This window comes from Variovorax flavidus (assembly GCF_030317145.1).
GTDB classification, from domain to species: Bacteria; Pseudomonadota; Gammaproteobacteria; order Burkholderiales; family Burkholderiaceae_C; genus Variovorax; species Variovorax flavidus.
Genome location: NZ_JASZYE010000001.1, coordinates 1157304 through 1169938 on the forward strand (window position 1 = coordinate 1157304; position 12635 = coordinate 1169938).

Annotated in this window: 11 protein-coding genes; 4 read left to right on the forward strand and 7 right to left on the reverse strand. The window is 67.1% G+C overall.

Features of this window, described 5'->3' with window-relative positions; genetic code table 11:
* Window positions 1-6 precede the first annotated feature (6 nt).
* The gene (locus QTH90_RS05575; RefSeq protein ID WP_286663516.1) at window positions 7-1119 is read left to right on the forward strand and encodes a DUF72 domain-containing protein; all 1113 of its coding nucleotides are present in this window, start codon (window positions 7-9) and stop codon (window positions 1117-1119) included.
* Window positions 1120-1129: 10 nt separating this feature from the next.
* Window positions 1130-1705, forward strand: coding sequence for a flavin reductase family protein (locus QTH90_RS05580; RefSeq protein ID WP_286663517.1), 576 nt, complete (start codon window positions 1130-1132; stop codon window positions 1703-1705).
* A 27-nt stretch (window positions 1706-1732) separates the two neighbouring features.
* Here QTH90_RS05580 and QTH90_RS05585 read toward each other — a convergent pair whose 3' ends face one another.
* Entirely contained in the window at window positions 1733-3724 is a 1992-nt protein-coding gene (locus QTH90_RS05585; protein WP_286663518.1) for an aconitase family protein, read from the reverse strand.
* Window positions 3725-3803: 79 nt separating this feature from the next.
* Window positions 3804-4691: a LysR substrate-binding domain-containing protein gene (locus QTH90_RS05590; RefSeq protein ID WP_286663519.1), complete on the reverse strand. Its 888-nt coding sequence runs from the start codon at window positions 4689-4691 to the stop codon at window positions 3804-3806.
* Between the two features lie 142 nt (window positions 4692-4833).
* Here QTH90_RS05590 and QTH90_RS05595 point away from each other — a divergent pair, with 142 nt between their 5' ends.
* On the forward strand, window positions 4834-5280 hold the full coding sequence (locus QTH90_RS05595) for a universal stress protein (protein WP_286663520.1): 447 nt from the start codon (window positions 4834-4836) through the stop codon (window positions 5278-5280).
* Between the two features lie 7 nt (window positions 5281-5287).
* On the opposite strand, the gene QTH90_RS05600 is transcribed toward QTH90_RS05595, so the two are convergent.
* Both QTH90_RS05600 and QTH90_RS05605 read right to left on the reverse strand, forming a co-directional pair.
* Window positions 5288-6199: a hypothetical protein gene (locus tag QTH90_RS05600; RefSeq protein ID WP_286663521.1), complete on the reverse strand. Its 912-nt coding sequence runs from the start codon at window positions 6197-6199 to the stop codon at window positions 5288-5290.
* Between the two features lie 53 nt (window positions 6200-6252).
* Complete coding sequence (locus QTH90_RS05605; protein WP_286663522.1) at window positions 6253-8601, reverse strand: YgiQ family radical SAM protein; 2349 nt, start codon at window positions 8599-8601, stop codon at window positions 6253-6255.
* Between the two features lie 166 nt (window positions 8602-8767).
* Between QTH90_RS05605 and QTH90_RS05610 the strand changes: the two genes are divergently transcribed.
* A complete protein-coding gene (locus tag QTH90_RS05610; protein WP_444814675.1) occupies window positions 8768-9739 on the forward strand; it encodes a bifunctional helix-turn-helix transcriptional regulator/GNAT family N-acetyltransferase in 972 nt (323 codons plus the stop codon).
* 15 nt (window positions 9740-9754) lie between these two features.
* Here the strand turns inward: QTH90_RS05610 and QTH90_RS05615 are convergent, their stop codons facing one another.
* The 3 genes from QTH90_RS05615 to QTH90_RS05625 form a co-directional block, all read right to left on the reverse strand.
* Window positions 9755-10750: a D-2-hydroxyacid dehydrogenase gene (locus tag QTH90_RS05615; RefSeq protein ID WP_286663524.1), complete on the reverse strand. Its 996-nt coding sequence runs from the start codon at window positions 10748-10750 to the stop codon at window positions 9755-9757.
* Window positions 10747-11685, reverse strand: coding sequence for a Bug family tripartite tricarboxylate transporter substrate binding protein (locus tag QTH90_RS05620; RefSeq protein ID WP_286664469.1), 939 nt, complete (start codon window positions 11683-11685; stop codon window positions 10747-10749). Before QTH90_RS05620 ends, QTH90_RS05615 begins: the two co-directional genes overlap by 4 nt.
* A gap of 114 nt (window positions 11686-11799) precedes the next feature.
* Complete coding sequence (locus QTH90_RS05625) at window positions 11800-12588, reverse strand: class II aldolase/adducin family protein (RefSeq protein ID WP_286663525.1); 789 nt, start codon at window positions 12586-12588, stop codon at window positions 11800-11802.
* Window positions 12589-12635: the final 47 nt, after the last annotated feature.

Here is a 12635-nt window from a genome sequence, read left to right on the forward strand (position 1 = left end):
GGCAGAATGTCCGGCTCTTCCGCCTGCCGCACGATGCAAGACTCGCTTTTCGACGACCCCGATCTTCCCGCCCCGGCGCAGCCCTCCGCACCCGAGCCGCAGAAGCCGCAGAAGCCGCAGAAGACGACCACGCAACGCCGCGCGAAGGTGCTGGCAGCGCCGCCCGATGCATCGCAGCAGGCATTGGCCGGCGAACTTCCGTCGACGCTGCGCATGGGCACGTCCTCGTGGTCGTTCCCCGGCTGGGCCGGAATGGTCTGGGAAGGCGACTACGAGCCACGGGTGCTGTCGAAGCACGGGCTCGCCGCGTATGCGCGGCATCCGCTCTTGCGCACCGTGAGCATCGACCGCAGCTTCTACAAGCCCCTGTCGGCAAGCCAGTTCGCCGCCTATGCATCGCAGGTGCCCGAGGACTTCCGCTTCGTCGTGAAGGCACCGAGCCTCGTCGCCGACGCCATGGTGCGCGGTGAGGATGGACGCGGCATGGAGCCCAATCCGGCCTTTCTGGACACGGCGCTCGCTGCCGGCGAGTTCGTGCAACCGGCGCTCGAAGGCCTCGGCAACAAGCTCGGCGCGCTGGTGTTCCAGTTGAGCCCGTTGCCCGGCGCCCTGCTCGCCCGGATGCCCGAAATACTGGACCGTCTCCGCGCGATGCTGCAAGCCCTGCCCGCCTTGCGGCCGCACGCACCGGACGGCGTGATCGCGGTCGAGGTGCGCAACCCCGAGTTCCTCACGCCGGCGTTCGTCGACGTGCTGCGCGAAGCGGGCGCGACCTATTGCCTCGGCCTGCATTCGAAGATGCCGCCGATTGCAGATCAGTTGCCGCTCCTGCGCGCACTCTGGCCCGGGCCACTGGTCTGCCGTTGGAACCTCAACCGGCGGCACGGTGCCTACGGCTACGAAGAGGCCAAGACGCTGTACGAGCCTTTCGACAAGCTGGTCGATCCCGACCTCGACACACGGGCGTCACTGGCGCGCGTGATTGCCGGCACGACGGGCGCGGGCCACGACGCCTACATCACGATCAGCAACGAGGCCGAAGGGTCCGCTCCCCTGACGGTGCTGGCGCTGGCCGAAGAAGTGCGGCGCCTGCAGCACCCAAGACCGAACACCCCTTGACGGAGTCCCCATGAAACACTTCCTGCCTGTCGCGCTCGAGCACGCGAGCCGCCTCGTCAACCACGGTCCGACCGTCCTGGTGACCAGTGCGGACGGATCGCGCCGCAATGTGATGGCCGCGGCTTGGTCGATGCCCGTGGAGTTCACGCCGCCACGCATCGCCGTCGTCATCGACAAACGAACCTACACGCGGGAACTCGTTGCGGCCAGCGGCGCATTCGGCATCTGCATTCCGGGTACTGCGCTGATGGACCTCACCTATGCCTTGGGCAGCACGAGCGGACGCGAGACCGACAAGTTCGAGCGCTATGGAATCGAGGCAAGGCCCGGCCCTGTACTGGGAATGCCCCTGCTGGAGACGGGCTGCGCCGCCTGGCTCGAATGCCGGCTGATCAGCGAGCCGCATACCGAGGACGCCTACGACACCTGCTTCGCGGAAGTCGTTGCCGCGGGCGCGGACGAGCGCGTCTTTGCCGGCGGCCATTGGTCCTACCGCGAGGACAACGCCGACTTGCAGACCATCCACCATCTCGGCGGCGGCAACTTCATGCGTTCCGGCGGCATGCTGCGCGCTCGCCAGCTCTAGCGGCCCGAGGGTGACGGAGCCGCGCATTCAGGCGTGCCGCTGCTGCAGCGTCTCGAAGGACACGAGTTCGCCAGCGATCGCGCTGGCCGCCACGGTCGGCGGGCTCGCGAGCCAGACCTGACCCGGACCGCCGCGCCCCGGGAAATTGCGATTGATGGCGCTGACCGTGATCTGGTCCTTGCTCGTCGAACCGCCCGGCCCGCAGTTGCCGCAGGCGCCGCACGACGGCTGCAGCATGCGCGCGCCGACTTTCTCGAAGGCGTCCATGTAGCCCTGCGCAATGCAGTGATCGCGCACGGCCGTGGTGCCAAACTGAAGGAAGAGCGCGACGTTCGGCGCGACGCGGAGGCCACGGTCCGCGGCCCAGCGCAACACCGCGTGGTAGTGGTCGAAATTTTCTCGCTTGCCGGCGGTGCATGACCCGCCGTAGGCGATGTCGATGCGGACCGGCCCCTGCACTTCCGCCAACGGCAGCCCGTTGCCGGGGTCGCCGGGGCGGGCCACCATCGGGGGCACGCTGGCGCAATCGATGACAAGGGTTTCGGCGTAGTCGGCGCCCTCGTCGCTGTGCATCCACGGTTCCAGCGCGAAGTCGATGCCACGGCGCGCACGCAGAAATCGCACCGTTTCCGCATCAGGCGCGACGATGCCGGTGAAGCCACCGAGCTCGGCCGTCATGTTGGTGAGCGTGGCCCGCTCGTCGGTGGAAAGCCCCGCGATGGCTTCGCCGCAGAACTCGAACACCTTGCCGACGCCGCCACCGCTGCGAATGAACGGCTGCGCCAGGAGGTGCAGCACGATGTCCTTCGCAGTCAGGCCCGCCGGCACCCTTCCCTTCAGCACGATGCGCAGCGACTGCGGCACGGTCAGGCGCACGGCGCCGGTGACGAAGGCGTTGGCCATGTCGGTCGTACCGACACCGAAGGCAACGCAGCCCAGCGCGCCGCTGTGCGGCGTGTGCGAATCGGTGCCGACGACGAGCTGCCCCGGCAGCGCATAGTGTTCGGCCACCATCGCGTGCGAGATGCCGGCGACATTGCTGCCGTCGTCCAAGGCCGCCTCGGCTTCGCTCAGCGTGCGATGCGAGCGCAGCGCATAGGCCGCCGCAAATTCGCGCTGCGCCTCGACCATGCGATGCACATTGGGCACCAGGCCGCCGCGCACGTGCGCAGGGCTTTCCTCGACATAGGAGGTGTGGTCCTCGAACACGATGATCGAGCCGGGCTCGTGCAGCACCAGCGGTCGGCCGAAAGTGGCGTGCAGCATGTGCGCCGCCATGCCGGTGTAGTACTCGTGGATGAAGCGCCAGTCCGCCCGCACGAAGGCGCCATCGCCCGGCGCGGGATGCGCCTCGGTCAGATCGGTGGCCAGGGCATGGCGTGCCACGATCTTCTCGAAGAGCGTGCGCGGGCGTGTGTCGTCTGCCTCCGCTGCCGCGGTGATGTCGCGCATGTGCCGCTGGCCGAAGCGAAGCAATCCACCGCTGCAGAGAATCGCGGTCGCTAACGCATCCCGACCCGCGACCAGATCCGCGAGCGGGATCGCCTCACCCGCCTGGATGCGGTCGACCAGCCCGAAATCGGTCGAGGTGAAAAGCCCGATGTTGTCCGCGTTCTGGCGGTAGATGCGCTCGAAGCTCTCGGCGATCACCAGCCGGACGCCGGCCAGCTTTTCCGCGGCGGGACTGTGCTCGCGCGAGGAGCCCTTGCCATAGCGCTTGCCGGCCACCACGACTTCGACGCCATGGGTGCGGATCGCGTCGGTGCCGATGGGCATTGCATCGTGGCCCGCCCTGAAGCCGGTGTAGGGGTAGCGCCCGAGCTTGTCGTCGTAGTGCGTGAGGATCGGCAGCGGCGTGATCTCGTCGGTCGACACGTCGTCGCGCAGGGGACGCGCCTCGTCGAGCGCAACCTGTTCGCCCTGCAGGCTGCGGGCGACCACATCCGCCGACTGGCTCAGGAAGAGGATGGCCGGAGCGAACCGGAGCGCCTGGGGGCTGCTTGTCGAGGTGGCTGTCATGCCGAATTCTCGCGGGCGCGCGGCGTGCCGCAAAGCGCGAATACGGCAGATGGGCTCTCGCGAAATGCGAGATCGACGCCTACCCTCGCAGGCTCTCGATCAAGGCGCCCACCGCGCGAGGCCGCGGCGATTTGCGCAGCGCGTACAGGCGCAGTTCACGCAGCGCCCAGGGCTCGTCGAGCGCTCGCCGCACAAATTGCGGGTTACCGGCATAGGCAGCGGCTGCGCTCGTGGGAATCACCGCAATGCCGAGCCCGGCTTCGACCATGCGGCAAACCGCATCGAAACTGCTGACCGACACGGCCGGGGCAAAGGTCCGGTGCAGCTCGGCAGCACGCTCGTGCAGGGAGCGATCGAGCGCCCCGCCCTGATGAATGCCGATGAGCGGATGTTCAAGCACCTGCGCAAAGCGCAACGCCTTGTGCTTCGCCAGCGCATGCCCGGCCGGCAGCACCACCTGCAAGGGGTCCGTGGCGAAGGGCCAGGCGTCGAGGCCGCCCGGCACGGCCATGTCGACGCCGATGCCGACATCGGCACGGTCGTCGAGACAGGCCCGGATGACGTCTCGCGTGTCGTTCTCCTGCAGCGAGACTTCCACCTGGGGGTAAGCCGCCATGAATGCGCGCAAGCGCTCCGGCAGAAAACCGATCACTGCCGACATGTTGGCGTAGAGACGCACGGTCCCGCGCACTTCGTCGCCCTCGGTCTGCACTTCGCGCACGAGCGCCTGCAGGTCCTCGTCGATCTTTTCTCCGCGCGCCAGCACCATGCGTCCGGCATTCGTCAGGGCTACGCCCCTCGGCGACCGGATCAGGAGCGCTGTGCCAAAGGCATGCTCCAGGTCGGCCAGTCGCCTGCTCAGCGCGGACGGGGCGATGTGCTCCTGCCCGGCCGCACGGACGATCGACCCTGCCCGTGCTGCAGAGACAAACAATCGAAGGCTGTAGGGATCGACGCGACGGGCCAAGATGAGAGTGATTGTTCCCTATTCGGAGAGAACGCCACCCGCCCTAGGCAATCCCGCCTAGACGCTCGCAGAAGCCTTGCCCGGCGCCCATTCGCGCATTAATCTGAAGCGGGGCGGCCTCACCCCGCCCGGGAGCGTCGCCATGTATGAACGCATCCTCGTCGCCACCGACGGATCGGAACTGTCGGAGCTTGCCGTCACCAGCGCCATCGACCTGGCCCTCCTGACGCAGGCGGAGCTGATCGCCGTCAAGGTGGTCCATCACTACCCCGCGAGCTACTTCGAAGGCTCGATGCTGATGAGCCAGATGGAGGTTTCGCGCCTGCGCGAGCAGGCCGACGTCGAAGCGCAGCGCGTGGTCGATGCCGTCAAGACCACCGCGGACGCAAAGGGCGTGAAAAGCACGCGCGGAATCATCATGCAGTCGGAGCTGATCTCCGAAGCCATCATCGAAGCCGCCCGCGTGCACAAGTGCGACCTGATCGTGATGGCCTCGCACGGACGCCGCGGCATCAAGCGCCTGCTGATGGGCAGCGAAACGCTGCACGTGCTGACGCATTCGCACACGCCGGTGCTGGTGCTGCGCTGACGAGCGCTCAGCGCCCCGTTCCGGCGTCGCGTTGCCGGTCTTCGCGCTTGACTGCGAGATAGGTCGCGAGATCGATCTCGTGGAGTTGCGTCGGGTACATCTCGACAGCCTGGAACCAGCTGTTCAGGCGCTTGTCGGCCCGCTCCGGCGGCGGTACGGCAAAGCCGTCGAGATAGGCTTCGAGCGTGAGGAAATAGCGCATTGCATTGCGCTCCACCAAGCCCCTCAATCCGCGGATGTACTCGGGCCCGCCGTCCGGCGTCTTGCCGACGACGGTGAAGCCCACCTTGTCGCTGCCGAAGGTCGCCAGGTAGGCCATGGTCGCAAGCCGGGCCACCATGTTGTGGTCGTAGGCGTAGGCGAAGTGCAGGAAGGTCTGGCGCTCGCCGAGCGGCACGGCTTCGAGCAGCACGCGATAGTGGCTGGTGCCCATCGGCCCCGATTCGGCAGAAAGGTCCACCAGCAGGTATTCGCGCGTGGCGTGGGCGACCCGATGGACGAAGGTCAGCTCGAAGGCCTGGTCGATCGGCTTGTCGTAGCGCGGCACGACGCTGAGCGTGAGCTTTTCGCCGTTGGAGCCATGCTCAGCGCGGCATCGGCGGTTGTTGATGTGCAGGATCAGCATCTCGCACCACTGCGACGATCGCTCGAGCGCGCGCCGCACGTCGTCGATCGAGTGATTGACGACTGCATAGACGTCGCCCTGCAGCCCGCCGTCGGTCTCCATGGAGTCGAGGACGACGGGTCGCTTCAACGGGCTGTCGGCAAGCCTGTCACTGAGCTTGCGATGCAGCTCCCGCATGGCCGGCGCCGATCCGGCTTCCAGTGTCCCGGCCTGCGAGCCCAAGGCCATCGCAGCGAGCGACAGCCAAAGACCGATGCGGCACCACCGCAGAAACGCGACCAGCAGCTTGTTCATGCCCGACACCATACACCGCAAGGCACCAGGCCCGTCGCGGCGTTGCTGCCGGCTCAGCGGCCCTTGCGGATCGGCTTGCCGGCAGAAGGCCGGGTGCGCGCTGCGCCGGTCTCGCGCGGCGGCAGGCCCGTGTGTTGCGTGAGGATGCGGCCCTTGGCGGGCTTCACGGGCGTGAGCGCGACGGTCGTCGAATTCTTCCGGCGTGCGCTCTGGTAGCTGCCGTCGGTCAGCGGTTGCCAGGTCGGGATCAGGTGGTGCTTGCCATTGCCGATCAGGTCGGCGCGGCCCATCGATTTGAGCGCCTCGCGCAGCAGCGGCCAGTTGTTGGCATCGTGGTAGCGCAGGAAGGCCTTGTGCAGCCGGCGGCGCTTGTCGCCGCGCACGATATCCACCGTTTCGCTCTCGCGCGTGATCTTGCGCAGCGGGTTCTTGTTGGTGTGGTACATCGTCGTGGCCGTGGCCATCGGCGAGGGATAGAAAGTCTGCACCTGGTCGGCGCGGAAGCCGTTCTTCTTGAGCCAGATCGCGAGGTTCATCATGTCCTCGTCGCTGGTGCCCGGGTGCGCGGCGATGAAGTACGGGATCAGGTACTGCTTCTTGCCAGCCTCGGCGCTGAACTTCTCGAACATCTGCTTGAACTTGTCATAGCTGCCGATGCCGGGCTTCATCATCTTGGTGAGCGGCCCCTGCTCGGTGTGCTCGGGCGCGATCTTGAGATAGCCGCCGACGTGATGCTGCACCAGTTCCTTCACGTACTCGGGCGACTGCACGGCCAGGTCGTAGCGAAGGCCGGAGCCGATCAGGATCTTCTTGATGCCCCTGAGCGCACGCGCCCGGCGGTAGATCTTGATCAGCGGGTCGTGGTTGGTGTTGAGGTTCGGGCAGATGCCCGGGTACACGCAACTCGGCTTGCGGCAGGCCGATTCGATTTCGGGCGACTTGCAGCCGATGCGGTACATGTTGGCCGTCGGGCCGCCGAGGTCGGAGATCGTGCCGGTGAAGCCCTTCACGCTGTCGCGGATCGCCTCGACTTCCTTGATGATCGATTCTTCGGAGCGGCTCTGGATGATGCGCCCCTCGTGCTCGGTGATCGAGCAGAAGGTGCAGCCGCCGAAGCAGCCGCGCATGATGTTCACGCTGAAGCGGATCATTTCCCAGGCCGGGATCTTGGTCGCGCCGTCGTGGCTGCCGTGCTCGTCGACGTAGCGCGGATGCGGGCTGCGCGCATACGGCAGGTCGAAAACGTGGTCCATCTCGGCAGTGGTCAGCGGGATCGGCGGCGGGTTGATCCAGACGTCGCGGGCGGTCGTGCCCTCGCCGTGCGCCTGCACCAGGGCGCGCGCGTTGCCGGGGTTGGTTTCGAGGTGCAGCACGCGATTGGCGTGGGCGTAGAGCACCGGGTCGGCACGCACCTGCTCGTACGAAGGCAGGCGGATCACCGAACGGTCGCGCGGCGGCACCTTGATCCGGGCGCGGCTTTGCAGCGCCGGATTGGGAACGAAATTCAGCGGCTTGATGGCGAGGTTGACCGACCCGGCAGCCTCTGCCGCCTGTGCGACGGCCTCCGCCTCGTCTTCCTTGGCGCAGGTCGCGCCGTTGGCCTTGGCCTGGTCCGACACCATCAGGTAGGGATTGACGTGCGCCTCGACCCGGCCGGGCTCGTCGACGCTGGTCGAGTTGATCTCGAACCAGCCCTCGGGCGTCTCGCGCCGCACGAAGGCGGTGCCGCGCACGTCGGTGATCTGCTGAACCGGTTCGCGCGCCGCCAGCCGGTGCGCGATCTCGACGATGGCCCGCTCGGCGTTGCCGTAGAGCAGCAGGTCACACTTGGCGTCCACCACGATCGAGCGGCGGACCTTGTCCTGCCAGTAGTCGTAATGCGCAATGCGGCGCAGCGAGCCTTCGATGCCGCCCAGCACGATCGGCACGTCGCTCCAGGCTTCCTTGCAGCGCTGCGAGTAGACGATGGCCGCGCGGTCCGGCCGCCGGCCGCCGACATCGCCGGGCGTATAGGCGTCGTCGCTGCGGATCTTCCGGTCCGCCGTGTAGCGGTTGATCATCGAATCCATGTTGCCGGCGGTCACGCCGAAGAACAGGTTCGGCTTGCCGAGCACCTTGAAGGGGTCGGCGCTGTGCCAGTCGGGCTGCGCGATGATGCCCACGCGAAATCCCTGCGCCTCCAGCATGCGGCCGATCACGGCCATGCCGAAGCTCGGGTGGTCGACATAGGCGTCGCCGGTGACGACGATGATGTCGCAGCTGTCCCAGCCCAGCACATCCATCTCGGCCCTTGACGTCGGCAGGAACTTGGCCGTGCCGAACCGGGCCGCCCAGTACTTTCGGTAGCTGGTCAGCGGCTTGGCGGCACGCGCGAAAAAGGAGACGTCGACGGGGGCGTTCATCGGGGATAGGACGGCAAAGGTGCCGCGCAGGCCTGCGGGCCGGGTGGGCCCGTGGTGGGCAACCCACGATTTTAGGGTTTTCCAGTGGTTCTGTCGCCCTAAATGGCAAAGCACTCAATCCGTGCACTCGCCTTATTGATTGCTTCCGTCAATCATTTGATTGACAATGGCAAGTATGTCGACGATTTCACTCCCCTCGCCCGAGGTCGCCGCCGTCAAGGCGATCCGCCAGTTCAACCGTTTCTACACCCGCCGGATCGGCGTGCTCGACCCCTATCTGGACAGCGATATGTCGCTGACCGACGTCCGCGTGCTGTACGAACTGGCGCACCGCGAGGCACCCGTGGCCAGCGAGATCGGCAAGGACCTGCACCTGGACGGCGGCTATCTCAGCCGCATCCTTCGACGCTTCGAGGCCAGTGGCTGGCTCAGCCGCGAGCCCCATCCTCGCGATGCACGTCAGAGCCTGCTGCGCCTGACCGAGGCCGGGCATCAGGCCTTTGCACCGCTGCAGCAAAGATCGCGCGACGAGGCCACCGCCCTCCTCGCCCCGCTCGCCGCGCCGCAAAGGCTGCAGTTGATCGATGCCATGCAGACCGTGCAAGCCTTGCTGGACCCGGCCGCGGCCGCACCGGCAAAAACGCGGGCCGCCGTGCTGCGCGAGCCGGCGCCGGGCGACATGGGATGGGTCGTGCAACAGCACGGCGAAATCTATGCACGCGAATACGGCTGGAACAGCGACTTCGAAGCCCTGGTGGCCGACATCGCCGGCCAGTTCCTGCGCAAGTTCCAGCCGGAATGGGAGCGCTGCTGGATCGCCGAACTCGACGGCGAGCGGGTCGGCGCCGTGTTCGTGGTGCGCAAGTCGCCCACGACGGCCCAATTGCGCATGCTGATCCTGAGCCCCAAGGCCCGCGGGCTGGGCCTCGGGGCGCGGCTCACGGACGAATGCATCGCCTTCGCCCGCGGCAAGGGCTACCGGAAGATGGTCCTCTGGACCAACAGTTGCCTCACTGCCGCGCGTGGCATCTATGCGGCGCGCGGCTTCAGGCTGGTCAAGTCGGAGCCGTACGAAGGCTTCGGGCAGCAACTGGTCGGCGAAACCTGGGAGTTGAAGTGCGCCCCGCCGGCAGCTTGATGTGGCCCGGCGATGTCAGGCAACCTCGTTCTGCAGCTTCCCGCCGGCGAGCCAGCGCCGGAGGTTGTCGATGAACAGCTCGGTCACCCGCGCCGCATTGCCGTCCGAAAAGCCCGCGCTATGGGGCGTCGCGATCACATTGTCCAAGCCCCACAGCGGGGACTCCGGCGGCAGCGGCTCGTGCGCGAAGACATCGAGGAACGCGCCGCCCAGCTTTCCGCTGGAGAGCGCCTCGATCAGCGCCGGCTCGTCGACCAGCTCGCCGCGCGCCACATTGACCAGATGCGCCCCCTCCGGCAACAACGCGATCGCGCGCGCGTCGATCAAACCTCGCGTCCGCGACGTCAGCGGGCAGGCCAGCAACAGCCAGTCGGCGCGCGGGAGCACGCGACCGATTTCCTCGAAAGGCAGCGTTTCGATATCCGCAGCCGCCGGCTCGGCGCTGCTGCGAACCACGACGACACGCAGCCCCAGCAGCCTGAGCGACGCAGCGATGTGCTGGCCGATGGGCCCCCAGCCAACGATCACCGCCGTCTGCCCGGCCAGGTCGCGCGGCAAACCGGTGCCGATCAGCGGTGCCCACGCACGCTCGCGCTGTGCACGCATGAGCTGGGGAAAACGACGCGCCAGCGCCAGCAGGCCAGCCAGCGCCGTCTGTGCCACCACGGCCGCATTGGCACCCGATGAAGTGCTGATCGCCACGCCGCGGGCTCGCAGCTCCACGTAGACAGGCCGGTCGGCGCCCGCCGAATGCACATGCACCCAGCGCAGGCTCGGTGCACCCAGCATCGCGTCGTAGAACGCCTGTGTCGCGGGCAGCACGGAATGCTTGGTGGACAAGCCGGTGACATCGCGCGTCACGAAGGCGAGATCGGCGTCGACACCCGCTTGCGGTGCGACGAAGGAATGCGCGCGCGGCCCCATCGCAGATGCAATCGCCGCCCCGACCCGCTCCCGGGCGGCATCCGACAGCAGGATGCGCAGCGGAGCCATGGCGGAATTGCCGCTCATTCCGGCGTCGCGCCGGACTCGCGCACGATCACTTTCCATTTCTCGTATTCGCGCTGGGTGAACTGCCCGAACTGCGCCGCCGTGCCGCCTACCGGATCAGCGCCCTCGCGGATCATCTGCTCCTCCAGCGACGGCAGGACGTCGTTGACCGACTTGTTGAGCAGCACGATGACCGACTCCGGCGTGCCCTTGGGTGCGAAGAATCCGAACCACGACCCTGCGGCGAAACCTGGGAAGCCTTTTTCCGCCACCGTGGGAACGCCGGGCAGCGACCGCGAGGGCTTGTTGCTGGAGACGGCCAGCGCCCGCAGCTTGCCGGCACGGATGTGCTGGATCACCGAGGGAATGGTCGCGAACATGAACTGCAGGCGCCCGGAGAGAAGGTCGTTCAGCGCGTTCGCCCCCTTGTAGGGCACGTGGGTGGTCTCGGTGCCGATGCGTTGGCTCAGCATGAAGCTCGACAGGTGCGACGAGGTGCCGGTGCCCGTGGAGCCATAGTTGAGCTTGCCGGGATTGGCCTTGGCGTAGGCGACGAATTCCTCGAAGGTGCTGGCCGGAACCGAGGGATGGACCACCAGCACGTTCGGCACGTCGGCGATCTGCACGATCGGCACCAAGTCCTTCAGCGGGTCGTAGGGCAGGTTCTTGTAGAGCGTCTGGTTGACCGCGATCGGGCCCACGGAGTTGACGATCAGCGTGTAGCCATCGGGCGCCGAGCGCACCACCGCCTCGGTGCCGATGTTGCCGCCACCACCGGGCTTGTTGTCGATGACGAAAGGCTGCTTGAGCTGGTCGCCCAGCTTCTGCGCCACCGAGCGGGCCAGGATGTCGGTGGTGCCGCCCGCCGAGAACGCGATGACGATACGCACCGGCTTGGCCGGGTAGGCTTGGGCAAACGTCGGGGGGGCGAAGATCGACGCGGTCAACGCGACCATTGCCAGGGCCGCGGCGCGCCGCCGCGGCTGCCACGGCGCTTGGGTCGTTGGATCGGAGACGGCGTCGGAAGGGATCGGGCTCATGGGGTTGTCTCCTTTTTTGTGTTCGATGACTCAGTCGCGGAAGCTCGGGTCCATACGGTCCAGCTTGCGCAGCAAGGCAGGCCACTCCATGACCCCGTAAGGGCGGCGCGTGCCGGGCTGGTAGTTCTTCCAGGTGGCTTCCAGCACCGCCGGCGGAACCGGGCGGAAGGGGCTGTTGCAGGCCATGGCCGCGAGTTGCGAGCGGCAAGCCAGCTCCAGCCGATGCATCCAGTTGAAGGCTTCGCCCACGGTGTTCCCGACGACGAGCGCACCATGGTTGCGCAGGATCAGCGCCTCCGACTGGCCGAGATCGGCGACCAGCGAGGCCTGCTCGGCGGTGTCGAGCACGACGCCCTCGTACTCGTGGTACCCGATCTTCAGGAAGCGCATGGCCGTCTGCGTGAGCGGCAGCAGCCCGCAATCCAGCGAGGACACGGCCATCGATGCCCAGCTATGGGTGTGGATCACGCACGCCACTTCGGGCCGCGCGGCATGCACCGCGCTGTGGATCACATAGCCGGCCTTGTTGACGCCGTAGCCCAGATCGCCGAAATCCGGCTTGGACAGGATGTTGCCTTCGTGGTCGACCTTGACCAGGCTCGACGCCGTGATCTCCTCGTACATCATCCCGTAGGCATTGATGAGGAAGGCGCCGTCCTCCCCCGGCACCCGCGCCGAAATGTGGTTGGCGATCATGTCGGCCATGCCGTAGAACTCGATCAGCCGATAGCAGGCAGCCAGATCGACACGGGCTTGCCATTCGGCGGGCGAGCACTGGCTCTTCATGGAAGGAATGGCCAAAGTGCCGGGCGTCGTCATGCGTTGTCTCCTCGTGAGAGGAGCAACTTTAGGCAGCCGGCACCCGG

What these genes read in the sequence shown, in the direction of transcription:
- QTH90_RS05575 (WP_286663516.1), top strand. Translation starts at nt 7, where the DNA reads ATGTCCGGCTCTTCCGCCTGCCGCACGATGCAAGACTCGCTTTTCGAC.
- QTH90_RS05580 (WP_286663517.1), top strand. Translation starts at nt 1,130, where the DNA reads ATGAAACACTTCCTGCCTGTCGCGCTCGAGCACGCGAGCCGCCTCGTC.
- QTH90_RS05585 (WP_286663518.1), bottom strand. Translation starts at nt 3,724, where the DNA reads ATGACAGCCACCTCGACAAGCAGCCCCCAGGCGCTCCGGTTCGCTCCG.
- QTH90_RS05595 (WP_286663520.1), top strand. Translation starts at nt 4,834, where the DNA reads ATGTATGAACGCATCCTCGTCGCCACCGACGGATCGGAACTGTCGGAG.
- QTH90_RS05600 (WP_286663521.1), bottom strand. Translation starts at nt 6,199, where the DNA reads ATGAACAAGCTGCTGGTCGCGTTTCTGCGGTGGTGCCGCATCGGTCTT.
- QTH90_RS05605 (WP_286663522.1), bottom strand. Translation starts at nt 8,601, where the DNA reads ATGAACGCCCCCGTCGACGTCTCCTTTTTCGCGCGTGCCGCCAAGCCG.
- QTH90_RS05610 (WP_444814675.1), top strand. Translation starts at nt 8,768, where the DNA reads ATGGCAAGTATGTCGACGATTTCACTCCCCTCGCCCGAGGTCGCCGCC.
- QTH90_RS05615 (WP_286663524.1), bottom strand. Translation starts at nt 10,750, where the DNA reads ATGAGCGGCAATTCCGCCATGGCTCCGCTGCGCATCCTGCTGTCGGAT.
- QTH90_RS05620 (WP_286664469.1), bottom strand. Translation starts at nt 11,685, where the DNA reads ATGGTCGCGTTGACCGCGTCGATCTTCGCCCCCCCGACGTTTGCCCAA.
- QTH90_RS05625 (WP_286663525.1), bottom strand. Translation starts at nt 12,588, where the DNA reads ATGACGACGCCCGGCACTTTGGCCATTCCTTCCATGAAGAGCCAGTGC.